Source organism: Peribacillus sp. S4, from assembly GCF_046715815.1.
Classification (GTDB): Bacteria; Bacillota; Bacilli; order Bacillales; family DSM-1321; genus Peribacillus; species Peribacillus frigoritolerans.
Window position 1 is genome coordinate 4,712,772 of record NZ_CP175708.1, and the last position, 23,939, is coordinate 4,736,710.

A 23,939-nucleotide genomic window follows, 5' to 3' on the forward strand; every position below is an offset into this window, starting at 1 on the left:
AAAAAATTTTACAAAAAAGACTTCCATACACAGTATGAAGTCTCTTTGGAAGGCTCTTTTCGTAAAGATTGATGTTTTTAAAACGAAACCATTTAAGGTTGATTGGAGCGGAAGTGCGAGACTCCTGCGGGAGCAGCGGGACAGGTGAGACCCCACAGGCGTTTACGTCGAGGAGGCCTCACCGCCCGCCCCGCGGAAAGCGAGCATCTGGAGGGGAAATCAACCACAACTCACTACCTGGTAAATAGCAACAAAGTATGTGAAAACAGCCGTTTGGAAAGAGAAGAGTATTACGGTTTTAAAACGACTTTTATACATTCATCCTCACGATTATTAAAAATTCGATAACCATGACTTGCTTCTTCAAGGGACGTATTGCAGAACAGAGCTTGAAGATACTTGAGTATGATGCCCACTATACAACTAATGAAGAATCTTTTCTTTGCAATCCAACTATCCTGCTCTATAGTTCAACAAGAGAAGTGAACAAAAAAAAGAACCCCTTTGCAATAAAGAAGTCCTTATTTATTCATTCAATTTCAGCTGCAAATTGAAACAATTCCGGGTGATCTGCCATGTCTTGCATCGCTTTTTCTCTTTGTTTTTTGGCTGTTTCAATGTCATCTTCAACCAATGTGTCATTTCCGGGTAAAAGAATAACTTCTTCATCTACTGGTACTGGCGCATTTGCTAAATCAGATTGGAAAGAAAAAAGACCTATGAAAGTTACTCCAAATAACATAAGGATTTTCTTAAATTTAATCTACCTCCTTAGGATATGTTTAATTATACCATTTCCTGGCCCTCTTATGGTGCTAACATCACCTGTCAGTTCATTAAGGGTACCACCAGCAAAACGCTAAGTAGATGTGTAAAAAATAACCGGTTTTCACCACGGTAAGGGTGTAACCGGTACTTATTACTATTATGGGTTGTTCAACTGACCTGCCCCTTTACTTGCATAAGAAAAAGGCTGCCGCAGCAACCCTTGTTATTGAACTAACGCACCGGTTAGGTTTAAATCAATTTATTTTTACTCTATCTATCTTCATTATTACTTCTCTCATTATTTTGAAGATAAATCTTTTTTAGAGTTGAATTTATATTATTCAATGCAATTAGAATAACCCCCAACATAACAAAGGTTACTATTTCCCCAGTAAACGTAGATACTATTCCTAAAATTACAGCATAAAGAATGAATAACCAATTACTCATTTATTCAATTTCCTCCCTAATCTACATAGATAACTAATTTTACCTCAAAATTTTAATTTTCATTATGCTACTAACCTGCCACTTTGGCTGCATAATGAAAGAGCTGCCTTAAAGACAGCTCCGATCTTCAGCCTGTTAGTTCTATAAGAAAAGCAACTTAATCAAGAATCGGGCCCGATTACTGAAGAACGAATATAAAACCTTGATACCATATGCCTTGTCATTTTTTTATGATACGGTTCACCGAATCGAATCAAGCCGTGTTTTTTCCACTTTAATTCGATGCCGTTGAGGAAGCAGCGGCTTGATCAGCCTTCACACAATCAATTGCAACAACGAGTGCAATAATGATGGTTTCCATCTCTTCATCTATTATTTGTACTTTGTAGCTATCGCCCCAAGTGAACCACTCCTTGCCCACTTTACCTACGATTTTACCATGCTGTAAAACTTTAAATTCCATATCCCACCAATTGCCATGTACTTCAATGCCTGCCGCATCAATTGTATATCGTGCTTTTAAGAAGGAAAATTCCTTCTTTATTGTTAATACCTCTCGACCATTCACCTCGACCAAAAACTTTGGTAAAAAGCTGAACACCTTTTTCGTAATGAGTGCTATCTCATCTCTTGCTGTATTCATAATGGAGAAAGTCTTTGGAACTTGCATAAAACTTCCCTCCACGTAATATATATCCTTCTCCTGCTGATCCTTTACTGTAAATTTCCCGCTAAGACTGAATACCTTCTGCTTTATATAAAGCTCCCTCATATTATGCCTCCCAACCTTAAGTCTTTTACATTACTTACGTTTGAAATGGGCATTGGTTCCAATAATATGCATTAAATCCCAAATAATAATTCCACTCAAAACCCTTCTTTTCGGTTCACTTTTGTAGCTAATGTTAATAATCAAATAGATTTTAATGAAATACTCTACAATGTACTTGCATTTATCCCATTTGGAATTTATATCAGTATGCTGAAACCAAATTGGTCTTTCTTGAAAAAGATTGCAGTTATAGTAGGAGTTAGTTTGTTATTTGAAGGATTGCAATTCATCTTTGCTATAGGAGCTAGTGATATAACTGACTTTATGGGAAATACATTAGGTGGAATTATGGGAGTTGGAGTTTATATTGTTTTTTGTAAGCTGTTCAGTACAAAAGCAAATAAAATACTTAATGTTTTAGCTTCAATCGGAACGATATGCATTGTTGCATTATTGCTGTTATTAATATAACTCAGGATTAGTGGTGTTATTATTTATAAAGTTTCCTAAGTAAACGGAGAATTGCTGTTCATGAAAATTAACAGAGGGTAACCATCAATGACTTTGATACAGCAGGTTCTTTATTTATAAAACAAGAATGACAAATATCACAAGCCGCCTATTTTGAGGGTGGTTTGTGATATCCAGTAAACAAAGTAATGTATATCCCCTACATTTCCAGTTCAAGGGTTTAAGCCCAACACCCATTAATTGCCCATAATTTATTTGATTTGCTCCGCTAACTCTAAAATAATTCCCTCTGGTCCACGACAGTAGCATAACTTATAACGATCTTCATATTGTTGTATCTCACTAAAGATTTCCGTACCTTTCTTTTTCAATTTGGCAACAAGAGCTTCAATATCTTCAACAGCAAATGCAATATGCCGGATGCCCAGGGTATTTGCAAAAGGCTGCTGACTATCTTTTTCATCTGACGGCGTATAAAATTTAATTAGCTCTATCCATGCCTGACCGTCTGGCTTCCCCAAGCCTACACATGCTACTTTAACGTCATTAAGCCCACTCATCCGATCCATCAAATCTCCTTCCATTTCCCATTCCCCTTGCACTTCAAGTCCAAAATCGAGAAAAAACTCTTTAGCAGCAGAGAGATCATTTACGATTACACCTACATGATCTATTCTGTGGATCTTCATATTTCATACCTCCTTTGTTCCTGTTATTTTGCAATATCCTGTATTCTTACATTCTAATTCTCGAAAAACAGAAAATATCCTTCTTGTTGAAGAAAGGCAAAGAGCACTCTTCAATATCCTGCCCCGTTAGTGCCATAAGAAAAAGAGCTTCTGATCAGCTCTTGATTATTTTTAGTCAAATTTTTATCGTAAAAGAAAAAGCTGCGTTAGAACGTTTCCCTTCCCGCAACTTTTACTTTATACCATTTCGTTTTTGAATTCTGGGGTTAACGATGGATGTGTTAGCTTTGGTTAGTCTACCTGCTCCCCAAACTTCTTCCCAAATTCTTCCATTAAATCAATAATAGGAATGAGTTCTTCCCCTTTTGAGGATAATGAATACTCAACACGAGGAGGAACCTCTGGATAAATTTTGCGATTAACTAAACCAGCTGTTTCTAGTTCTCGAAGTTGCTTTGTAAGAGAGCCTTGTGAAATATCCCCTAAAAAAGCTTTGATTTCACTATAACGGCGCTCTTTGGACTTTATAAACCAAAGAATGAGATATTTCCAACGTCCAGATAGTATGTTTTGGGTATAGGCAATGCCATATACTTCTCTCTGTTCCTTTATACACTTTTTGTCAAATCCATCCTTACATATTCTAGACACCCATTCACCTGCTTTCTACTGTTAAGTACAAAAAAATGTACTATGGCAATTTTTATTGCCTTCTTCAAAGAAATGAGAATTGGTTATATTCTAGTATATGTAATAAAAACGCACAATATTTTTAATATCTAATGAGATATGTTTACGGATTGATAAAGTGGTGATATTGATTCAGATAAAAATATCATTGTTAACTTTAAGCAGAACAACTCTTTGATATACAAATTCTTTAGGAGGAGAAATGATGAAATTTGGAATTATAGGTGCTGGAACAATCGGGTCGATTATTTCTAAAAAATTAGTTAAGAATGGACATGATGTAAAAATTGCAGATGCACGAGGAATTGAACATTTAGAAGGAAAAGAGCTTGCTGGAACTCCTGTCCTTATAGAAGATGTAATGACCAATATTGAAGTTCTTATAATATCTCTCCCTTTAACAGCACTGCCAAGCATTCGGAACATTATCGAGCAAGTTGGGGAGGAAGTAATCGTCGTAGATACTTCAAATTATTACCCTAGCAGAGACAAAAAAATTGCAGAAATTGAGAACGGGATGGTTGAAAGTGATTGGGTTTCCAATCAATTAGGTAAACCTATCATCAAAGCTTTCAACAACTTGTTAGCCCATACTTTAGAAAATGAGGGAACCCCCGAAGGTACTAGTGGACGCATTGCCATGGCGATTGCTGGTAATGACGTATCACAAAAACAAATAATCATGGACGTAGTAAACCAGCTAGGCTTCGACACAGTGGATAGTGGTTCTTTAAGTAATTCGTGGAGACAACAGCCAGGAACTCCTGCATACTGCACAGAACTAACAAAAGAAGAACTAACAAAAGCATTGGAAAAAGCAAATAAAGACAAAGCCCCATTCCTGCGGGATAAGGTAATAGAGAAGTTATCAGCTTCTAACTTCCCCCTCGCAAATAAAGATATCGTGAATATGAACAGAGAAATATATAATTCATAAAACAAAAAGGTGCACTCAGTTTAAAGTGTACCTTTTTGTAATATTGCCACCAAACAATCCACAAAAGCCTATCCAGTCCGATCTCGATTTTTTTTCATGATAAAAAGCTACCCATTAAGAGTGGGTAGCTAGTATTACATGTTATTTGAAAACAATTTGCAGTTTTCCAGATACTCTTCCAGAAGAGTATCCATCTTTAACATCTACATAAAATTTACCAATTCTCATATCTGTGAATAAGGTCTTTCCACCAGCTAAGCTATGATAGCCTGTGCACTTTCCAGTACTGGCATTGCAGAGACGGGACCATATGTTACTATAATTAGTCAACAACTTACTTCCAGAAGAAGTCTTTAAATAGATTGGGGAAACCAGTTCTACCTGTAAGTCACTACCTCTGTTAGGATTTCCAACTTCACCATCCCATTTTCCATCTTCTGTTTGAAAAGAATACTGAGGAACACTTGCTTGTGCAGAAGAATTGCCTAATACCATCCCACCTACCAGAACTAACACAAACATACTTAAGATTGAAAATAAGTTTTTTATGTTATTCCCTCCTCCCATTTTATTCCTTTTATAATATCAGAATAAACTGATTATTAAAATGATTAAAAATGACTATACCTTCTTAGCTTCAAACATGTTTTAAGTTTCGTCATCTTCATCGCTTTACAGTTCCAGTCACTACGTTTTGAACAATCCTGCATCTATTTTCTTTTGGAGCGCATGCCTTTAAGTTTTGTAATGTCATCTTGCTTAAGCAACTGATTATACATTTCACTGTTAACATCATATATCGCAATTTTCCCTTGATTATTATAATGAATTCCCCAACCATAATTTTTCACTAAAGGAGAAGCCCTGAAACAAGCCTTGGATTTTGAAAAGAACTGTTCTCGAAGTTCAGCTGCATTTTCCGCTTCCATTTGATTTTTGATTAAATATGTTTTGAATTGGACGTCTTCTTGTGTAAATTTATAGGGGTTATTGTTGATCAAATCATGCTCAATATAAGCAATGGTCGGTTTTTCGTTTCTGATGACAGGGACCTTTGCTGAAGAAACTTTTGAATCCTCTGAAATGGTAATAAGTGTGTTCTTATAACTCATATAACAACCTCCTTAGTCTACATACCATATCATACCATTATTCCCCTCCACCATCCTGCCCCTTTGGCTCTATAAAAAAGCGTCGCTTCGTTATGTCTTCATAGCAATACAGATGATGAAAGGCTTTCGTTAATGGCTTTGAAGAAGGGTCACCATAACGATCATTATAGGAATTAATCTACTAAAAAAAGGCTACTTAACGTAACCTTTTTTAGCACAATCATTTTCTATTTACCTTTGACTTTAAGGGCCTTAATTACTTCTTCTGTCGCCTCAGCAATAAGCTCGTCGTTATAATCAGCCTCTTTTTCATCACGACTTGAAAGTACAGCAAGAACAATAGGATCTCCTTTTGATGGCCATATGATCGCAATATCATTTCGCGTACCATATGATCCTGCACCAGTCTTATCAGCCACTACCCAACCTTTCGGCACTCCAGCACGAATTAAAGCATCTCCAGTAGTATTTCTCTTCATCCAATCTATTAAAAGTTCACGTTTCTCAGTTGGAAGTGCATCTCCCAATGTAAAAGCCTGAAGACTAGTAGCAAGTGCTATTGGTGTACTCGTATCATGCGTTTCACCAGGATTAACTACATTTAAATCTGGCTCAATTCGCTCAGGGTTGGTAACATTGTCTCCAATTCCCTCCAGTACTTTTTTAAATCCAGCCGGTCCCCCCAGTTGTTCAAGGATAAGGTTTCCAGCAGTATTGTCACTGTATCGAAGCGAAGCATCAGCAAGCTCCTTAAGGGTCATCCCCGTATCAACATGCTTTTCGGTAATCGGATTATAATTAACAAGATCCTCACTTGTATAGGTAATTCTTTGATTAAGGTCTTCTATTGATTTCTGGTGTAAAAGTGCCCCTACAGCCAGAGCCTTATGAGTAGATGTAAACGCAAATCGTTCGTTCTCATGAAATTCCACGGTTTTTTTCGTTCCTGTATCAATGGCATAGACCCCAAGCTTTGCATCATATTCCTTCTCAAGTTGTTCAAATTTCTTGATTGTGGCTTCTTTTGCCGTATTATTTTCCGATGTTTGGTTAGTTCCCCCGGTTTGTTCTGTTTCCGACTGTTGTACAACCTGTTTTTCCTCATCTGAGCAGCCTGCAACCATAAGCACCAAGCCTATTGGTGCCAGTATTTGATAAAACCATCTTTTGTTCATCATGTAAACCTCCTAATTATTTGATTAGACTCTTATGTACGAATTGAAAAAACAACCTCATGCAAGGAGTTTTAACAGATTACGTTTGTAGTCTGATTACATCTGTAGTATAGTATTACATATGTAATCAAAGAAAGTCAATTCTTTATTTTTTTACCATCAAGCCACTATAAATTTGCTATAAACCTGTTTTATAAATTTAAAAGTCAAGAGAGGTGGTATTGAAGGACATGTTTTTAACCTACTTTATAATAGGTCTATTGGTGTCTTCATTTTCCGTTACTGTTATCCTCCTTATACGAAAATGGTTTGGAAGACAATTAACAGCAAAATGGCACTATCATTTGTGGATGTTTCTTTTTATGGCTTTAGCACTTCCTTTCATACCTACTGATTTATATAATTTTAGTTCTCTCTTTAGCAGCGGGGACATAAATCAAATTAATGCACCCAGCTCTAATATGGAAAAAACCGGGACCGATATGATGCAGGGCCTACACCTCATACAAGACTTTTCTGTATCGGTCAATCGGCCGGACCTGTCCTTACTTAATAGGGGAGTGATGGTTTTATGGTTGTCAGGGATGCTTTTATTTACCTTTACTATGGTTCGTGGATGGCTCACAATCAGAAGGATTAAGAATGATTCTTCTCCGTTTTCCAATCAAGAAGTCCTCGTGCTTTTCGAAGAATGCAAGAAAAGACTGCAGATAAGAAAACCAATAGAGATTGTTATTTCGAATAGAGTCCAATCTCCAATGATATTCGGGCTTTTTCAAACATATATCGTCTTACCTTCTCAGCATGAAAACTGGCTTAGCTTGAAAAATTACGAGTATATCTTTCTTCATGAACTGAATCACTATAAAAACAAGGATTTGCTGACAAATTACGTGATATTGTTCTATCAAATCATTTATTGGTTTAATCCCCTTGTTTGGCTTGCTTTTAGAGAAATGAGATTGGATCGGGAAATCGCATGTGATACATCTGTTTTACAGGTACTGGATGATCATTCCATTAGTGAATATGGAAATACTATCATTAATTTTTTGGATCTATCAAAACGGTCAAGTAATCTACAGTTGGTGACACAACTAAACGGTTCGAAGCTTCAAATCAAAAAACGAATTGAACAAATTTCTGCCTATAAGCATTCCGCAAAAAAATCATTAAGGAAAAGCGTCTTCATTTATGTGTTGGCCAGTATCATTTTGACAATCCAATTACCTATCGTTTCCGCATTTGCGACGGAAAACGACCGATACTATTTTAAAAATGACGGAGTAGTTTATGAGGATTTACAGCTATTCTTTAAAGGGTATGATGGAAGCTTTGTTTTATATGATCATAACGCACAACAATATCGCATTTATAATGAAGAAAAAAGCACTTTGCGGGTATCACCTGATTCCACATACAAAATCTATAGTGCCTTATTTGCTCTAGAATCAAATGTGATATCACCCGAAGAATCCAAACTTTCATGGGATGGGACGGAGCAACCCTATGAAGCTTGGAATATGGATCAGGATGTTTCATCTGCTTTACAAAAATCTGTAAACTGGTATTTCCAAGAATTAGATCGTCGAACAGGATTTGAAACAATTCAATCCAATCTACAAGAGATAAACTATGGGAATTCCGATGTATCCGGGGAATTTAGTGAATTCTGGAACGAATCCTCATTAAAAATTTCTCCTGTCGAACAAGTCCAACTGCTGCAAGCCTTTTATAACAATCAATTTGGATATAAGGAAAGGCATATCCAAGCCGTGAAGGAAGCACTGCTCTTAGAAAAGAATGAAGAAGCTCGCCTATCAGGAAAAACAGGCACAGGAGCAGTGAATGGAAAAAACATCAATGGTTGGTTTATCGGGTATGTAGAGACGAAGAACAACACTTATTTCTTTGCTACCAATATACAAAATGAAGATGATTCATCCGGAAGCAAAGCGGGAGAAATCACTTTATCAATTTTAAAAGATTTAGGAATCTATAATGAAAATGAAGGGGAGAAATATGGAGAAAAACATTCCTAGTATATCAGAATCAGAATGGGAAATCATGAACGTACTTTGGGATAAAGCCCCTCAAACAGCGAATGACATCATACATTCCTTACAGGAAAGTACCGATTGGAAACCGAAAACCATACGGACCCTTCTCGATCGATTGGTTCAAAAAGATGTAGTAGGTGTCAATAAAGATCAAAGGGTTTACACCTTTTACCCGCTTTATTCACAGGAAGAATGCCAGCGTGCCGAGACCGAATCATTTATCAAACGTATCTATGGAGGGACCATGAAATCCATGCTTGTCCAATTCATTCACGAAGATACCCTATCTGATGATGATATCAATGAACTGCGCACTATTTTAAATAAAAAACCTAAAAAGTAATCCTATTAAAAAAGTCGATTTGGAAATTAAACACCTATAAGAATGAAGAAAGCCTGCGATCCTTGTTATGTAAGGAAGGGGGCTTTCTTTTATTTCAGTTATTTTGACTTTTCTCTATTTTTCAAATGGAATTCGGGGATCTTCGTCTTTATATCGAGAATAGGTCGTGCCTGCGCTTTCCATTTCTGAGCATTGTTCATTACTGCAAGCAAACAGATAAGTTTGTATGTCAGTACGGACACTTACTCCAAAATAGTAGGGGAACTTTCCACCTTTATTTTTATCCATGTTTGCATCAATAGCGATAATATTCTCTTTTTCTGCTAACTTTTTATACTCTTTACTCTCAACTGTTTTCAGTACCATTTCACTTAAAATGACCTGTTCACTTTCGGACGGTTCATACGCTTGTTCAAAAATAAACCATCTGCCAAAGAAAAACAAATTAAACCCTATACTGATTATCAATATTGTTATTAAAATCTTATTCTTCATATATCCATCCCTGTATCTTTATCTATCTCGATAGTCCCCGCCTCCTGTAATTCATTTAAACGACTTAAACTCTCTTCTTTATTAAAAGAACTATGCCAACGATAATCATATTGATCCAATATACGGTAATGGTTACTAATCAAATTTTGTTGCAAACGAAAATCCCCTCTATACTCGATCTCTTTCCACCATATCTTACCACCCATTGTTTTTTCTTTAGGCGTACCACCATTTTTGCTAGCAATTAACTGAACAAAATCTACTGGATTGTCACCTATCGATGATATCAACAATTCGCTATGATTAAACAAAGCACAAAATGCAACAACGGTGGTCCAATTGGCTTCTGTTCTTCTTTTTTCAATTTGAACTAGTGTTTTTTTTGAAATCCCTAGAATTTCAGACATCTTATCTTGAGAAAAACCTTGTTCAGTTCGGACAAGTTTCATTTTTTCTGATATTAAATGGATGAACTCTTCTTTTTCCATATATACTAAATACCCCTTTTTAGTGTAATTTTACACTAAAAGTATTATTTTTCAATGAAAAAATACCCTTTTTGAATAAAAAGCAACTTTAACACAAATAAAAAAGCAAGAAATAACCTTGCTCTAAATAAGTTTGAAATGGAAATGTTTCTTAATTAAAAGGCTTGTTGAACTAAACTGCACCTATAGTTCCATAAGAAAAAGCTGCCTTAAAGACAGCTCCGATCTTCAGCTAACGCACCCGTTACTTGAATTAGAAATTTAATTAGCTTTTCTTGGTCCTCTTTAAAAATAAATAACCTAAAACACCTAAAATTAATGCTATACCTCCGAAAACAATAACTTGAAAAATAATATCCCCTATAAACATAACCTGTTCCTCCTGTTTCTAAAAAACATTTTCCTAAATCTGTATACGAGATTTTTCCTAAAAAAGTTTCAACTGATAGTTTGATTCTAAAAGTCTTATTAAACTAAACTGCCCCTAAGTTGCAAGGAGCTGCTGGTCAGCTCCTGATAATGATGAAGTAAAGCACCCGTTAGTTCTATAAGGGGTAGCATCAGGAAATGGTATAGATTAACGATTAAGTAAACTGAAAGAATAAAAGTTTTTGAGATTCATTAAAAATATTCTTGTTTAAGTCACAAAGCTGAAGGTTTCACTGAGTTTAAACTTTCAGATGTAAACTCAGTGGCAATAGATACTATGGAACTACCAAATTAAATATTTGAATAATCTGAAAACTTTAGGTATAATAAAAAAAAGGTCAAGGAGTTGGTTTCCTATGGAAAGGAATTTGGTTAATACGACACCACAACCTGAAGTAAGCGCCAAGGTTTCTGAATTTGCTGAAATGGTGTTAAACAACGCCCTTCGTAATTTCCGAAAAGAGCAAATCCGAAAAGAGATTGACCAGTCATTACAGGACCGAAACAAAGAAGAATTTCTACGTTTAACTGAGGAATTGAAAAATATTTCTTAAAATATTGTATTATATATCGGGATGATTTTGAAATGAACCTTAACATAATCATTGATTATCGGCATTGAAAAAGGATCTTCAAACGAAGATCCTTTTTAGCTGCTTGTTCAATTAAAACGCCCGATTGCGGAAGAACAAAATAATGATAATAATTGTTGCCTTTATGCCTTTAGCTTCTTGAACTAAAGCCCCTGTTAGTTGAAGTAGATTTCTTCACAAACTTTTTAGTATTTCAGTTAATACAGGAATGCTGCCCCGTTAGTGCCATAAGGAAAGGAGCTACTGATCAGCTCCTGATAAAGAAGTAAAGAACCTGTTAGCTTAATAAAAATTATTTATCTAGTTGTTCATTATAAATACTAATAGAATGTACCCTCTCTTTTAATAATTTATCTATTATTTGCTTTAGTACCCTTGGTTCACGTAGTTCTTCATTATCAAATTTCACAAGGTCATTCACCTTAATCCATCTACTGTCTAAAATTTCATCTTCTTCAAGATTTAATGAACCGCCATTAACCTCACCAGTAAAATGAAATAGAATAACTTGATTGTTTCTACTACTGATAAAATTATATACACCCGTTGTACCATTAAGTTTTACATCAAAGCCAGTTTCCTCTTTTACCTCCCTACGAGCTGAATAGGGAATGTCTTCACCATATTCAATGCGTCCACTCGGAAAGTTCCACTTATCAATAGCAGTTGGTTTATTTTCTCAAATTATTAAGACTTCATCATCTCTGAATATTGATACACTAACTACTAAAACTATCCCATTATGAGCCATCCTTTTCGCCTCAGTTATTTAACTTTATATTTATTGCTACCTTTTTCTCTACTTAACACCTGATTACCTTCTTCTACCACTAACCTGCCCCGTTAGTGCCATAAAGAAAAAACTGCTGCCTTAAAGGCAGCTCTGATCTTCAGCTAACGCACCTGTTACTGTTAATTAAGAAAATTATTTTTTAGAGCTTGTGCATTATCTTTATCTAACTCTCCATAACTTTCGTTTTCATTATTGCTAATAATTGTTGCTGTACCTGAACTTACATTAAACCAAATTTCATATTCATAAAGTCTTTCAGGTTTATTTTCATCAAAAGTGTAAAATAAAGTAGCTTCTACGTCTGGTTTTCTAGCCATTTTAACCACTTTATCATCCCATTTGATTTGTTCAAATGCCTGCCTTAGCAGCTCTATTGATTCTCTATCTGTTATCATTACGACATCTTCGTATTTTCCTTCTGTATCAATTTTTTGGACATCTACTCTTGATAATTGTCCTTTTTCTTCAATACATCCGACCAATAACACCATAAAGACAAAAAGAGAAGTAAAATTTATTATTTTTTTCATCATACACCTCCATAAATTTAGACGTTTACATTACAAAATAGTGCCAGCTTATCTTCAACTATCCTGCCCCGTTAGTGCCATAAGAAAAAGGCTACATCAACAGCAGCCCTTATTACCTTTTAGTTTAATATCTAAATATCTTAGTTTAAAGTAGTGTTCTAATATTATCCCATCCATATACAAGTTCATTGAGTTTCTTCCCAGAAATGTTAACCTCAATGGTGTCTATTTTTTTACCACCAAGAGCCTCATAAAAAAGACGAGAACTATTATCTTCAAGCACTAAAACTATCATTGAATAAAGTTTTTTTTGTTGTAGTTCTTCAACTATTGGTTTAACTAATAATTTCCCTAACCCATTTCCTTGATATTCTTTTAAAATATAAATAGCATATAATTCACCAGTGTAATCAGGGTATTTACTAGATCTTTCTTTACCACCAGATGAAAAACCAACAATTTTTCCTTCATCATTTTCTGCTACAAATACATCGCTATTAGGAATGTTCTCTTTCCATAATTGCTCTCGTCCTTCATAAATCAAATTATTTAAGTATTCGTCTGGAATGATATTTGCATATGTAGTTTTCCAATTATCAACGTGTACTTTAGCTATCCCTTTGGCATCCGTTAAAACAGCTTTTCTTATCCTCATTAAACCACCTCTATTTTTTCTATATTTTAACATTTGTAATTTCACAAATATATAATTTTGAAATGTTTGCCTTATGCAACTAACCTCCCCCGATAGTTGCATAAGAAAAGGAGCTGCTGATCAGCTCCTAAAAATGAAGTAAAGCACCCGTTAGCTTAACAAGATATGTATAAGTTTTTATCTGTTCACTCACTCGAATACAGGGCGCATAAAGCTTCTCTCATAACTTAAAATACATTTAGTTTCTTCTGCAAATTTATAAGCTTCCTGACACTCTGCATCTGATGCCATTTTTACTCGGTACTCTTCATATGCTGCTAAACTTGGGAAAGTAAATAAGGCATAAGCAATGTTATTAGCGCCCTCATGTGGAAGAAAATAACCTTGATGTGTACCGCCTAATTTATTAACTAATCGAATCCATATCTTACCGTATTCCTCGAATTCCTTTACTTTATAAGGGTCAATAACATATTTCAGATAGCATGTAATCATTTTAATCCTCCTAAAAATCTACTTTTTTCCATCATAACATGCAATTGAACTAACCTGCCCCGATAGTGCCATAAGAAAAGAAAAGAGCTGCCTTAAAGACAGCTCTGATCTTCAACTAAAGCACCGTTAGTTTAAGTACATTCCTTCACAATCTTTGTAAATTGAAGAAAATATCACTCCATTTAAATTAACCTTTTATTATCTAACAATTCCTCCTCATCACATTTTATATTGATGAATTTAATTAAAGACGCAGTTACATACTTACCTTATCGGTAAATGAATATGTTTTGACTTTTCCGTATAGATTCGGTATTGAATGTTGTCTAATGATTCAGTCTTGTATATGCTTTGTAATCACATGAGCATCAGTTCCTCTTCGAATACCTCTAAAAATCGTGATGCACCTAGACCTCCTACCGCAATTTTTTCACAATCCGAAACAATACGATGTAGACTAAACCTTATATATATCTTCTTCGTTTGGTAGAGAAGAAATCGCTCCTACCTTCGTACACACGACGGCACCTACTTTATTTGCAAAAAGAATGATTTCTTTAAGTTTACTAAAATCACTAAGAATTGTGTCATAGGACTCAAGGTTTGCAAATTGAAATAAAGCTGCACCGACAAATGCATCACCAGCACCAGTTGAGTCAATTGAATTTACTTCGACACTGTTTATTACACTCATTCCACTTCCATTTGAAAGAAGAGTGCCTTCCCACCCAAGGGTAACAGCCACTATTTTTGCCCCTAAATGATGGAGCATTTCTATTCCATCATATTTATCCATTTTTCCCGTGATTAGTTCAAGCTCTACTTCGCTTACTTTTACAAAGTCAGCCATTGATATACCCTTTCTGGCTAAACTAATAAATTCAGCCACTCTATTTTTCCATAAATCATGGCGGAAGTTAGGGTCAAACGATAGAAATATCCCCCTTTTTTGTGCAAATTCCATTGCCTTTAAATAAGTTGTTTTAAAAGGGTTTTCCAGAAATGCAGTTGCAGATCCAAAGTGAATGATCTTTGCACCACTTAATCTATCTAGGTATAAGTTATCCTCTGTTAAATTTCGATCCGCTCCTCTATTGAATACAAAATCCCTTTCACCATTTGCTTGTAAAGAAACAAATGCTAAAGTAGTTGGTGCTAAATCATCAGTAACAATCATCGATGTATCAACCCCCACCTCTTTTATCGTTTCTATTAAAAATAATCCAAATGGGTCATTTCCTACTTTTCCAATAAGACTCGCTTCCCCACCTAGCTTTGAAATAGCAGCTGCGACATTCGCTGGTGCACCCCCTGCTTTCTTTAGAAAATGATTACCTTCCATTAAATTAACATCAATATCTGTACAATAAAAATCGATCAAAAGCTCCCCAACGCATATGACTGCGCGGTTTGTTTTATTCATTTACATTACATCTCCATTCTTGTGATTTAGGTAAAATGAAAGGCTATCGATCATTTTCGACAGCCTTCATAAACTCTTACTATCAACCCATCTTTAATAGGATTGAAATTTAGTCTTTATCTTTTCCATATACTCTTTAAAGGGTATATTTTCAAAGACTTTAATGTAACTTCTCCACCCTTGCTATAAATTTGTAATCCTTTACTTGATGGATCCGGGAAAATTTGATCAGAAATAACCGTTTCACCTTTGTTTCCAAACACTTCTACAGCAGATCGGTCAATGAAAATATGCATTTTCACAGTCCCATTTAATGTATTTAACGGTCCGTCATGCTTACCGACTACATTGTTCCCATAATCAAAGCTTCCTGAATTTGAACGGTCTACGAATAATTGTTTGGTGGCAACATCATAGCCAATAGTCGTATATTCAGTTGCTCCTTTACGAACTTGAAAGCCGAATTCAGTTGCTTTTAAATCATCTACATCAAACTCAGCTATCATTTCAAATGTATCTTCTGATAGTTTGGATAGGAGATTACTTTCACCAGATATGACTTTATTTTTATATGAAATTTTTTCACTCTTATCTCGAATGGTTTTTAAAGAAACTGGTGTTTGTTTTAAACGTAAACCTTCTTCTGTCTGAGTTAGCTCCATCTTTCTTGGCAATGTCGTTGAACTTCTCCAAGTCGAAGTTGGTGTATGATTTGCATATAGCCAATTACTCATCCAGCCAATCCAATATTTTTCGCCATTCTTCCCTTCAATTCCGCTCCAATCAACTGCGGCATAATAATCTGCACCGTAGTCAGTCCATAACACTTGATTGGAAGGGTTTTCATTTTTAAACGTTTTCCCGTCAAAGGTACCTACAAAATATTGCATACCTGACCCGCCTGCAGGAGCGCCATCATTAATGCTTACCTGTAGTACCCATTTTGTTTTTGAAGGGTCACCATCAATTGGTAATTCGATGAGAGTAGGACATTCCCAAATCCCTCCGTTACTACCATGAGTAGAAGGTATCCACTCTCCAGAAACAGCAGACCAGTCTGTAAGGATGCCGCTTTCTTTCGAATCGCCTTTCTCAGGCTCTTTGGCAACTTGGTCTACTTCATTTGGCATGGCCCCTTCATTATAAACATTAACATCATCCATGTTTATATGACCCCAACCACCTGTAGCTTTGTCTGCAGCTTTAATATATAACACTTCTCCAATGTATTTAGACGCATCCCAAACGTATTTTTGATATTTTTCTTCTTTAAATTTGGTATTGGCTTGTCGAATTAATTCTTGATCATCAGAGGCTCTCACTAACGAAACATAGCGGTTGTTGATATCATTACCACCGCCCAACAGAAAGTTGATTTCTCCAGAGCCACCTAGTTTAAAATATGAGGAGTGCAGTTCACCTGTTGCGTCATCTCCCTTTTGAAGATCAGTAAACCCCCATAGGTGGTAGTTTCCTTGGTGGCCGAAATCCCCTCCCCAGTATGATGGTACATTTGTCACATGATCTTTTGTGAAAGCATTACCTTCGATTGTATTCCACCCAGTTAGATCACCTGTCTCAAAATCATGATTAATAATTTCCTTCTCATCTGTCATGATGTTTTTACCAACTTGAACATCTTGGAATAACGTGGATGAATTCCAAACATTTAAGCCAAAATTCCCTGATGAAAAAGTTGAATCATTTACATCATGAATGAGATTTCCATCTAAAGAAATTTTAATATTTTTTCCATGGGTGCTTGCTTTTAAATGGTACCTTTTATCTGTATCTAGATTTATTGTTTTTTCAGCTAGAATGGATATGTCTCCATTTTCGATTTTCATGATTTTTATTGTATCGTTTAAAGCATCGATATTCGCCATATAACCGTTCTTTGCATGAGGATCTGCACGAAAAACGAGCGAGCCAGCTCCATTGCCACCTTTTTCCCCAGATATCTCAATGTTTGCTTCATAAAAAAAGTTATCCCCTGTTTGACCGCTCATTACAAAAGCATCCTCCGTAGAGGTTCCACTTTTTCCATCCATCGTGTTCTCCCAGCTGCCGTTTACATCTGTCCATTTTGATAAATTGGTTTCAAAGTTAGATGTATTCTTGAACTCCACATTTCGAAAGGCAGCCGTTGAATTCCACGCTGACAATCCATAGTATCCATAATCGAATTCTATATCTGTTTTTTTTATAACGGATTGATCGTTAACAGAGACTTGAATTTGATCCCCATCTGTTTCCACCTTCACATGGTAGGTAGTTGAAGTTTTGAGGGTAAAAGGTTTTCTCGCAATTTCCTCGTTTGTTCCATCTACATTCTTACTTAATGTTATGACATCGTTTTTGGCATCTAAGCTCGCAACATAGCCGTTCTTTGCACGCCTATCTGACCGAAAAACTAAACCGCCTGCCCCTTCTCTCCCATTCTTTTCATTAAGGGTAATATCTCCCTCATAGCTAAATGATTCACCTGTCTGGGATGACATGCTATAAGAAGTTCTGTCTAAGCTATTTGCTTGTATTCCACCATCTTCGCCGAATTCACTTGCATACTCCCACTCTTTTAAATTAGGTGAGGTATAAAACATAATCTTATCCTTAGCCGCTAACGACATAACCCATTGGTTTGATTCTTCATGCCAAAATACTTTAGGATCGCGCCAATCTTGTATAGGAGGGTCTGGCATTACGGGATTCCCTTTATACTTTCCCCAAGTTCTTCCTTTATCTAGGCTATACGCTATACTTTGGACTTGCTTATCCCCTGCATGCGTAAAGATGGCAACCATTGCTTCTTTTCCAAAGCCAGCTGTATTGTTCCAATCAATAACAGCACTCCCCGAGAAAATCTGACCGTTTTCATCCGGCGATAAAGCAATCGGCAAATGCTCCCAATTAACAAGATCTTTACTGACAGCATGCCCCCAATGCATCGGTCCCCATGTCGTTCCATACGGATGATATTGATAAAACAAATGATATTCACCTTTATAAAAAACCATACCATTCGGGTCATTCATCCAGTTAGCTTCAGGAGAAAAATGAAATTGATTACGGTATGGTTCATTATAATACCCAGGGTCTTCTGCATATGCACGATTAAATGGTAAACAAGTGACAGTTGAACATATTAGTAGAATACTAATGATCCTCTTCACTTTTATTTCACATCCCTTTTTTAAAATCTAAAATGACATATGATCGTTATGCTGGACTATTTCCGCGCAATCGATCTAATAAAACGGCTGCTACAATGACTCCACCTTTTACAACTAACTGCCAATAATAGTTGACATCCATTAGAGTTAACCCATTACTGATTACCCCCATAATTAAAACCCCAATAATTGTTCCTATTATTTTCCCTTTTCCACCTGTTAAACTTGTTCCTCCTAGAATAACAGCGGCAATTGCGTCTAACTCATACATTTGACCAGCAGTTGGCTGTCCAGAAAACAACCTTCCCGCTAAAACGACTCCTCCTAAACCAGCTAGTAAACCACTAATCGAATACACATTGATTAAAGACTTTTCAACCTTAATTCCAGTTAACCGAGCTGCCTCTTCATTGCCACCAATCGCATAAATATGACGACCGAACATCGTATATTTAAGAACAAAAAACATCACGACATATACTAAAGACATGATATAAATAGGAGTGGGGATTCCGAAAATACTTCCACCACCGATGAATTTAAATGTTTCGTTTTGTAAAACAATTGGATAACCGCCACTAATGACATAAGCGAGTCCACGAACATATGTGAAGCTGCCTAGTGTAACGATAAATGCTGGTAACTTTGCTTTGGCTGTAAGAAACCCATTAATCAGTCCTACTGCATACCCTACTAGTACGCCTGATAACATCGCAATTATAGGATTAACTCCTGCAGAAGAGACCATGACTGAGATAACGCCAGATAGAGCAACTGTTGCACCAACTGATAAATCAATACCACCAGTTAAAATAACGATTGTCATCCCAGCAGCTAAAATAGCAATAATGGAAACTTGTTTTAATACATTCAATAAATTGGCTGTATCTAAAAAATTTGGTGCTGTAAATGAAAGTACTCCACACAATATTAATAAAATCATGATCATGCCAAGCCTATTCCATAAAGAATAAAGGACATTTCCTATATTTAGGCGTTGTGAATGTGTAATAGTTTGCGTATTCCCTCTCATTTCTCTCTTCCCCCTATGGTAGCTAAACGCATAATAGTTTCCTGTGTAGCTTCTTCCTTCGAAAGCTCGCCTGTTAACCTTCCTTCACTCATGACAAGTATTCGATCACTTACCCCCAATACTTCAGGAAGTTCAGATGATATCATTAAAACGGCCAATCCTTCATCTGCAAGCTTTGAAACAATCTTGTGGATTTCAGTCTTGGCACCTATATCAACCCCTCGTGTTGGCTCATCCAGTAGTAATACCTTTGGTGCAATTGATAGCCACCTAGCGATCACTACCTTTTGTTGATTCCCACCACTTAAGTTTGATACTTGCTGTTCTGGGGAAGCTATTTTTATATTTAAGTCTTCAATATATTGGTTAGCGCTTTCATTTGCTTGCTTCCAACTAACAATTCCTGCTTTAGCGTGTTTTTTCAATTCAGCCATTATGATGTTCTCTTTTACGGACATTGATAAAAATAACCCTTGTTCTTTCCTGCTTTCAGGTACATGTGCAATCCTATTAGCAATAGCATCTATTGCGGATTTGATTTTAACAGATTGACCATCAACCAATATTTCGCCACTTTTCAACTCGGACAAACCGAAAATGGCCCTAACCAATTCTGTTCTGCCAGCACCAACAAGCCCCGCTAAACCAACAATTTCACCTGGGTAAATTTTTAAAGATACATTCTTTACAATTGTGTTATCAGAAACATTTCTCAATTCAAGTACAGGTGAAACTTCCTTTGGATTTTTTGTGCCAAAGGCTTTTGACCGATTAAACAAGTCCTTTAAATCCCGTCCTACCATCAGCTTTACGAGATGATCAGGATTTGTCTCTTCAATCGGCCCACTTGCAATCCATTCGCCGTCACGTAATACAGTGAACCTATTAGAAATTTTAAAGATTTCTTCCATTCTGTGAGAGATATATACAATGGCAACTCCCTGCTTTTTCAAATCATCAATAATTTCAAACAGCTTTTTTATTTCTTTATCTGTTAAAGAGGCGGTTGGTTCATCCATTATGAGTACCTCTGCATTAAAGGATAATGCTCGGGCGATCTCAACCATTTGTTGTTGAGCAACACTTAAGGTCGAAACCAATTGGCGTGGATTTAGATTCGACCCCATTGAATCTAACACCTCTTGGGCACGTTCATGGACCTTATCCCATTTCACCATTCCTAAACCATTTCTAGGAAAGGTGGAGCCCATTAAGATATTTTCACTTATTGTTAAATTAGGAGAAAGGTTTAACTCCTGATGAATAACACTAATTCCTTTGTTCCTTGCATCAGTAGGGTCCTTCCATAAAATTGGTTGACCTTTCAAGTAGATTTTCCCACCATTGTCATCAGGTGTATGAATGCCTGCGAGGATTTTCATGAAAGTTGACTTTCCAGCGCCATTCTCTCCCATTAATGCATGTACTTCACCTGGATAAAGTTCAATTCTCACATTGTTCAATACGGTTACACTCGAGAACGTCTTACCAATACCTTCCATATACAACACTGGCTTTTTTAGACTTTGTTGGCTTTTAAGGGACATTTCATTCACAGCCATACCTTTATCTCACCCCTTATATTGATTTGAATAGGCTGATTAAAGGAGGAATCCTTATCAGCCTATTTATTGAAAGATTCTTACCAACCTTGGTAAGAATCTAATGTATCTTGAGTTACAATCTCAACTGGAACTTTAATAAGCTCCTCAACTTTTTCATCATTTTTCACTTTCATTCCGATTTCAACAGCTTTTTTGATCATGTTACTAGGTGATTGAGCTGAAGTTGCGGCAATTGTACTTCCTTCCTTTGCCATTGCTTCTGTAGCTTCAGGAGCACCGTCCACTCCGACAATGAAAAATTCATCTTTACGATTCGCTTGCTCTTGAGCAATTTCAACACCAATTGCTTCTGGATCATTAATCGCAAATACAGCGTCAATAGAGCCTGATGAATTAGCTTGTAAAATACTTTCCATCACCGTTAATGCCTTTTCGCGATTCCCTTCTCCATTTTGCTTCGCAATAACTTTAATTTTGGAATCCTTTATTGCATCTTCAAATCCTTTAATACGATCAGATACAGCCGAAACAGGAGGTCCATCAATAATGACTATTTTTCCTTTTCCATCTAATTTTTCAATCACATATTCTCCGGCCAGTTTACCAGCTTGATAGTTGTCTGAAGTAACAGTGGCATCGACACCACCTTCAGCATTGGTATCTACAGCAACTACTGGAATATCAGCCGCTTTGGCCTGTTGAACAGCTGCCGCAATTCCTTTTGTATCAACAGCATTTAAAAGAATGATATCTACTTTTTTCGTAATAAAGTTTTCAATTTGAGCTGCTTGTTTGGCTAAATCATATTCAGCGCTTTCAACTAGAACTTCAGCACCTAATTCTTTTCCTGCTTCTTCAGCACCTTTAGCCATGGAGACGAAGAAAGGGTTTGCTAAACTACCCACCGCTACACCGATCGTTAATTGTTTGTTACCTTTTTGTCCTTCGTTACCGTCTGTTGATCCATTTGATGATTCACTAGCCCCACTACATGCCGTCATCGCGGCAATTACAAACGCCAAAACTAGCATTCCTATTACTTTTAAATATTTCACCATATTAGTCCCCCCTAGTTTTTGAAGATGAAAATAATTAGCTGCAGAACGAGAAATTGTTAACGCTCTCAATCTCTTAAACTAGATCACCTCCTTAAATGAATATTTTTGATTGAAATAATGGAAATATGGTTGATTTTGATAGTTTTTCACATTGACTATTTATTGATAACGCTTTCATCCTTTGTAAAACAATATAATTACCCTTTACACATTAGAATTATAATTGATTGATTTTGGTTGTTTTTGATTGATTTTGATTATATTAGAGCTGTTTGTAATTGTCAACGGTTCCAATTATTACAAAAAGTATATTGATAACATAAAATATTAAACGTTTCAAATGGAATATTTAATACATGGAGCAGATTTTCCCTCATTGTTAATTGGCCACATTACAATAAATCAAGCATTCTTTATTATATTGATAAAACAAGGAGGAAAATTTTCAATAAAATAATTTCAGAATCTTCAAAAAAAAGCTGGTATTCAAAATGTCTGAATCAGACATTTTGAATACCAGCTTTCCTTCAACGATAACAAATTTAGTTTTTAGTCCCTCACAATAATTATCTCCGTTTTCTCCTTATATTTTCCTAGCGTTATTGTACCTTCTTCATTCGTAATAACTTTCGTCTGGTTTAAATCTGCAAACTTAGAAAATGATACTTCTCCAAATTTTGTATGATCTGCTAATACAAAGGCCTCACGTGACAAAAGGATGGCTCTTTCTTTTATTTGCGCCTCTTCTGGATCTGGGGTAGTCAATCCAAAATTATAATGAATAGCGTTCGCACCCATGAAACACTTATCAAATCTGTATTTTTTTATACTTTCGTATGCATAACGTCCAACTGTTGCTTTGGTAATCTTTTTAACAAACCCACCAATAAAATATGTACATATTTCATTTTCAAGTAATGCATCTAAATGATCAATTCCGTTTGTAATGACAACGATATCTTTTTGTCTTAAATGTTTGATCATTTGATACGTTGTTGTTCCAGCATCAAGATAAACACAATCGCCGTCCAAAATTAGTTCTGCCGCATATTTTGCTATCTTAGCTTTTTCCTCAAGGTTCTGCGTTATTTTCTCAAACACACTTGGTTCGTCTCGTTTACTATGTAAAAGTGAAGCTCCACCATGTACACGTTTTAAGTAGTTCTGCTTTTCTAATTGATCTAGATCACGACGCAAAGTAGATTCTGAAGTATTTGTTAATTCTACTAGATCATGAATCTTAACATTCCCCTTTTCTTTTAATAGCTTTAAAATTAATTGATGCCGTTCCGTAATAAGCATGATATGATCCTCCTCGTATTACACTTCTATTTAAAGGTTCCTCGTTAATTTTAGTATATAGAATTTTGCTGTGACATGTGAGAACTATAGGGCATCCCCATAAGAAAAAGGAGCTGTTGTCCAGCTCCTGGTAATGAAGTACGCACCTGTTTGTTGAATAAACAATTTAAAATCCATTCTCCTGGAATATTATTCTCATTAATTCAACAGCCATAAAGTAAACGAAACAAACAAATATATTAAGACCTAAAGCTAATTTTCTCCAAAGTCCTTTCTCACTGAGAAAAAGATATAATGATTCCACATATCAGCAATACACGAAAAGGTGTTATTCCAGGGTCAATTACTTGTGCTATATTTCCAGAAAAGAAACAAATAACCAAGATGATTAAAGCACCCTTCTCCTCAATTAATTTTACCAAATCTCGTTATATATCCTT

General features: G+C 35.9%; 24 protein-coding genes and 2 pseudogenes. 5 read left to right on the plus strand and 21 right to left on the minus strand.

The window, feature by feature from the left end:
- Positions 1-529: 529 nt before the first annotated feature.
- The 3 genes from ACJ9PY_RS22475 to ACJ9PY_RS22485 form a co-directional block, all read right to left on the minus strand.
- Entirely contained in the window at positions 530-742 is a 213-nt protein-coding gene (locus tag ACJ9PY_RS22475; RefSeq protein ID WP_145504339.1) for a hypothetical protein, read from the minus strand.
- Positions 743-1,038: 296 nt separating this feature from the next.
- Positions 1,039-1,218 (minus strand): hypothetical protein, encoded by a 180-nt coding sequence (locus ACJ9PY_RS22480; protein ID WP_063575085.1) that lies wholly within the window; start codon positions 1,216-1,218, stop codon positions 1,039-1,041.
- 274 nt (positions 1,219-1,492) lie between these two features.
- Positions 1,493-1,990, minus strand: a complete 498-nt coding sequence (locus ACJ9PY_RS22485) for an LURP-one-related/scramblase family protein (RefSeq protein ID WP_098866035.1) — start codon at positions 1,988-1,990, stop codon at positions 1,493-1,495.
- Between the two features lie 75 nt (positions 1,991-2,065).
- On the opposite strand from ACJ9PY_RS22485, the gene ACJ9PY_RS22490 reads away from it, so the two are divergent.
- A complete protein-coding gene (locus tag ACJ9PY_RS22490; protein ID WP_098866034.1) occupies positions 2,066-2,461 on the plus strand; it encodes a VanZ family protein in 396 nt (131 codons plus the stop codon).
- Between the two features lie 251 nt (positions 2,462-2,712).
- Here the strand turns inward: ACJ9PY_RS22490 and ACJ9PY_RS22495 are convergent, their stop codons facing one another.
- A complete protein-coding gene (locus ACJ9PY_RS22495; RefSeq protein WP_268565535.1) occupies positions 2,713-3,150 on the minus strand; it encodes a VOC family protein in 438 nt (145 codons plus the stop codon).
- A 291-nt stretch (positions 3,151-3,441) separates the two neighbouring features.
- Positions 3,442-3,801: a winged helix-turn-helix transcriptional regulator gene (locus ACJ9PY_RS22500; protein ID WP_057277250.1), complete on the minus strand. Its 360-nt coding sequence runs from the start codon at positions 3,799-3,801 to the stop codon at positions 3,442-3,444.
- 244 nt (positions 3,802-4,045) lie between these two features.
- On the opposite strand from ACJ9PY_RS22500, the gene ACJ9PY_RS22505 reads away from it, so the two are divergent.
- Entirely contained in the window at positions 4,046-4,777 is a 732-nt protein-coding gene (locus ACJ9PY_RS22505; protein WP_411740313.1) for an NADPH-dependent F420 reductase, read from the plus strand.
- A gap of 141 nt (positions 4,778-4,918) precedes the next feature.
- Here ACJ9PY_RS22505 and ACJ9PY_RS22510 read toward each other — a convergent pair whose 3' ends face one another.
- From ACJ9PY_RS22510 to bla, 3 genes are all read right to left on the minus strand, one after another.
- Positions 4,919-5,344, minus strand: a complete 426-nt coding sequence (locus ACJ9PY_RS22510) for a hypothetical protein (RefSeq protein WP_235568257.1) — start codon at positions 5,342-5,344, stop codon at positions 4,919-4,921.
- A 143-nt stretch (positions 5,345-5,487) separates the two neighbouring features.
- A complete protein-coding gene (locus ACJ9PY_RS22515; RefSeq protein WP_095680071.1) occupies positions 5,488-5,889 on the minus strand; it encodes a DUF6157 family protein in 402 nt (133 codons plus the stop codon).
- Between the two features lie 227 nt (positions 5,890-6,116).
- Complete coding sequence (gene bla / locus ACJ9PY_RS22520; RefSeq protein WP_411740314.1) at positions 6,117-7,064, minus strand: class A beta-lactamase; 948 nt, start codon at positions 7,062-7,064, stop codon at positions 6,117-6,119.
- Between the two features lie 230 nt (positions 7,065-7,294).
- Between bla and ACJ9PY_RS22525 the strand changes: the two genes are divergently transcribed.
- Both ACJ9PY_RS22525 and blaI read left to right on the plus strand, forming a co-directional pair.
- Positions 7,295-9,106: a BlaR1 family beta-lactam sensor/signal transducer gene (locus tag ACJ9PY_RS22525; protein ID WP_411739055.1), complete on the plus strand. Its 1,812-nt coding sequence runs from the start codon at positions 7,295-7,297 to the stop codon at positions 9,104-9,106.
- Entirely contained in the window at positions 9,087-9,467 is a 381-nt protein-coding gene (gene blaI, locus ACJ9PY_RS22530; RefSeq protein ID WP_063575077.1) for a penicillinase repressor BlaI, read from the plus strand. Before ACJ9PY_RS22525 ends, blaI begins: the two co-directional genes overlap by 20 nt.
- Before the next feature lie 114 nt (positions 9,468-9,581).
- On the opposite strand, the gene ACJ9PY_RS22535 is transcribed toward blaI, so the two are convergent.
- The gene (locus tag ACJ9PY_RS22535) at positions 9,582-9,962 is read right to left on the minus strand and encodes a hypothetical protein (RefSeq protein ID WP_411739056.1); all 381 of its coding nucleotides are present in this window, start codon (positions 9,960-9,962) and stop codon (positions 9,582-9,584) included.
- Complete coding sequence (locus ACJ9PY_RS22540) at positions 9,959-10,450, minus strand: helix-turn-helix domain-containing protein (protein WP_411739057.1); 492 nt, start codon at positions 10,448-10,450, stop codon at positions 9,959-9,961. Before ACJ9PY_RS22540 ends, ACJ9PY_RS22535 begins: the two co-directional genes overlap by 4 nt.
- 785 nt (positions 10,451-11,235) lie before the next feature.
- Between ACJ9PY_RS22540 and ACJ9PY_RS22545 the strand changes: the two genes are divergently transcribed.
- Positions 11,236-11,433: an IDEAL domain-containing protein gene (locus tag ACJ9PY_RS22545; protein ID WP_034304560.1), complete on the plus strand. Its 198-nt coding sequence runs from the start codon at positions 11,236-11,238 to the stop codon at positions 11,431-11,433.
- A gap of 331 nt (positions 11,434-11,764) precedes the next feature.
- Here ACJ9PY_RS22545 and ACJ9PY_RS22550 read toward each other — a convergent pair.
- The 11 genes and pseudogenes from ACJ9PY_RS22550 to ACJ9PY_RS22600 all read right to left on the minus strand — a co-directional run bounded on the left by ACJ9PY_RS22550 (position 11,765) and on the right by ACJ9PY_RS22600 (position 23,499).
- Positions 11,765-12,223: pseudogene (locus tag ACJ9PY_RS22550) on the minus strand (NUDIX hydrolase).
- A 161-nt stretch (positions 12,224-12,384) separates the two neighbouring features.
- Complete coding sequence (locus ACJ9PY_RS22555) at positions 12,385-12,798, minus strand: hypothetical protein (RefSeq protein ID WP_411739058.1); 414 nt, start codon at positions 12,796-12,798, stop codon at positions 12,385-12,387.
- A gap of 142 nt (positions 12,799-12,940) precedes the next feature.
- Positions 12,941-13,450 (minus strand): N-acetyltransferase family protein, encoded by a 510-nt coding sequence (locus ACJ9PY_RS22560; RefSeq protein WP_411739059.1) that lies wholly within the window; start codon positions 13,448-13,450, stop codon positions 12,941-12,943.
- A 189-nt stretch (positions 13,451-13,639) separates the two neighbouring features.
- Positions 13,640-13,945 carry an NIPSNAP family protein gene (locus ACJ9PY_RS22565; protein ID WP_411739060.1) on the minus strand — a complete coding sequence of 102 codons (306 nt, stop codon included), beginning with the start codon at positions 13,943-13,945 and terminating at the stop codon, positions 13,640-13,642.
- Positions 13,946-14,402: 457 nt separating this feature from the next.
- Positions 14,403-15,368 carry a carbohydrate kinase family protein gene (locus tag ACJ9PY_RS22570; protein ID WP_187050091.1) on the minus strand — a complete coding sequence of 322 codons (966 nt, stop codon included), beginning with the start codon at positions 15,366-15,368 and terminating at the stop codon, positions 14,403-14,405.
- A 116-nt stretch (positions 15,369-15,484) separates the two neighbouring features.
- A complete protein-coding gene (locus tag ACJ9PY_RS22575; RefSeq protein WP_411740315.1) occupies positions 15,485-17,419 on the minus strand; it encodes a glycoside hydrolase family 32 protein in 1,935 nt (644 codons plus the stop codon).
- Positions 17,420-17,497: 78 nt separating this feature from the next.
- A pseudogene (locus ACJ9PY_RS22580) lies at positions 17,498-18,532 on the minus strand (glycoside hydrolase family 32 protein); the annotation flags it as partial.
- Between the two features lie 55 nt (positions 18,533-18,587).
- Positions 18,588-19,574 carry an ABC transporter permease gene (locus ACJ9PY_RS22585; protein WP_098186659.1) on the minus strand — a complete coding sequence of 329 codons (987 nt, stop codon included), beginning with the start codon at positions 19,572-19,574 and terminating at the stop codon, positions 18,588-18,590.
- On the minus strand, positions 19,571-21,136 hold the full coding sequence (locus ACJ9PY_RS22590) for a sugar ABC transporter ATP-binding protein (protein WP_098186660.1): 1,566 nt from the start codon (positions 21,134-21,136) through the stop codon (positions 19,571-19,573). The genes ACJ9PY_RS22585 and ACJ9PY_RS22590 overlap by 4 nt, the downstream gene beginning before the upstream one ends.
- An 80-nt stretch (positions 21,137-21,216) precedes the next feature.
- Complete coding sequence (locus ACJ9PY_RS22595) at positions 21,217-22,197, minus strand: substrate-binding domain-containing protein (protein ID WP_278089525.1); 981 nt, start codon at positions 22,195-22,197, stop codon at positions 21,217-21,219.
- 549 nt (positions 22,198-22,746) lie between these two features.
- A complete protein-coding gene (locus ACJ9PY_RS22600) occupies positions 22,747-23,499 on the minus strand; it encodes a DeoR/GlpR family DNA-binding transcription regulator (protein ID WP_289322792.1) in 753 nt (250 codons plus the stop codon).
- Positions 23,500-23,939: the final 440 nt, after the last annotated feature.

Coding starts and splice junctions, on each gene's coding strand:
- bla (WP_411740314.1), bottom strand. CDS start 7,064: ATGAACAAAAGATGGTTTTATCAAATACTGGCACCAATAGGCTTGGTG.
- ACJ9PY_RS22525 (WP_411739055.1), top strand. CDS start 7,295: ATGTTTTTAACCTACTTTATAATAGGTCTATTGGTGTCTTCATTTTCC.
- ACJ9PY_RS22545 (WP_034304560.1), top strand. CDS start 11,236: ATGGAAAGGAATTTGGTTAATACGACACCACAACCTGAAGTAAGCGCC.
- ACJ9PY_RS22595 (WP_278089525.1), bottom strand. CDS start 22,197: ATGGTGAAATATTTAAAAGTAATAGGAATGCTAGTTTTGGCGTTTGTA.
- ACJ9PY_RS22565 (WP_411739060.1), bottom strand. CDS start 13,945: ATGATTACATGCTATCTGAAATATGTTATTGACCCTTATAAAGTAAAG.
- ACJ9PY_RS22600 (WP_289322792.1), bottom strand. CDS start 23,499: ATGCTTATTACGGAACGGCATCAATTAATTTTAAAGCTATTAAAAGAA.
- ACJ9PY_RS22510 (WP_235568257.1), bottom strand. CDS start 5,344: ATGGGAGGAGGGAATAACATAAAAAACTTATTTTCAATCTTAAGTATG.
- ACJ9PY_RS22475 (WP_145504339.1), bottom strand. CDS start 742: ATGTTATTTGGAGTAACTTTCATAGGTCTTTTTTCTTTCCAATCTGAT.
- ACJ9PY_RS22480 (WP_063575085.1), bottom strand. CDS start 1,218: ATGAGTAATTGGTTATTCATTCTTTATGCTGTAATTTTAGGAATAGTA.
- ACJ9PY_RS22515 (WP_095680071.1), bottom strand. CDS start 5,889: ATGAGTTATAAGAACACACTTATTACCATTTCAGAGGATTCAAAAGTT.
- ACJ9PY_RS22535 (WP_411739056.1), bottom strand. CDS start 9,962: ATGAAGAATAAGATTTTAATAACAATATTGATAATCAGTATAGGGTTT.
- ACJ9PY_RS22495 (WP_268565535.1), bottom strand. CDS start 3,150: ATGAAGATCCACAGAATAGATCATGTAGGTGTAATCGTAAATGATCTC.
- ACJ9PY_RS22560 (WP_411739059.1), bottom strand. CDS start 13,450: ATGAGGATAAGAAAAGCTGTTTTAACGGATGCCAAAGGGATAGCTAAA.
- ACJ9PY_RS22540 (WP_411739057.1), bottom strand. CDS start 10,450: ATGGAAAAAGAAGAGTTCATCCATTTAATATCAGAAAAAATGAAACTT.
- ACJ9PY_RS22590 (WP_098186660.1), bottom strand. CDS start 21,136: ATGGCTGTGAATGAAATGTCCCTTAAAAGCCAACAAAGTCTAAAAAAG.
- ACJ9PY_RS22585 (WP_098186659.1), bottom strand. CDS start 19,574: ATGAGAGGGAATACGCAAACTATTACACATTCACAACGCCTAAATATA.
- ACJ9PY_RS22485 (WP_098866035.1), bottom strand. CDS start 1,990: ATGAGGGAGCTTTATATAAAGCAGAAGGTATTCAGTCTTAGCGGGAAA.
- ACJ9PY_RS22555 (WP_411739058.1), bottom strand. CDS start 12,798: ATGATGAAAAAAATAATAAATTTTACTTCTCTTTTTGTCTTTATGGTG.
- ACJ9PY_RS22505 (WP_411740313.1), top strand. CDS start 4,046: ATGAAATTTGGAATTATAGGTGCTGGAACAATCGGGTCGATTATTTCT.
- ACJ9PY_RS22570 (WP_187050091.1), bottom strand. CDS start 15,368: ATGAATAAAACAAACCGCGCAGTCATATGCGTTGGGGAGCTTTTGATC.
- blaI (WP_063575077.1), top strand. CDS start 9,087: ATGGAGAAAAACATTCCTAGTATATCAGAATCAGAATGGGAAATCATG.
- ACJ9PY_RS22575 (WP_411740315.1), bottom strand. CDS start 17,419: ATGGATGGAAAAAGTGGAACCTCTACGGAGGATGCTTTTGTAATGAGC.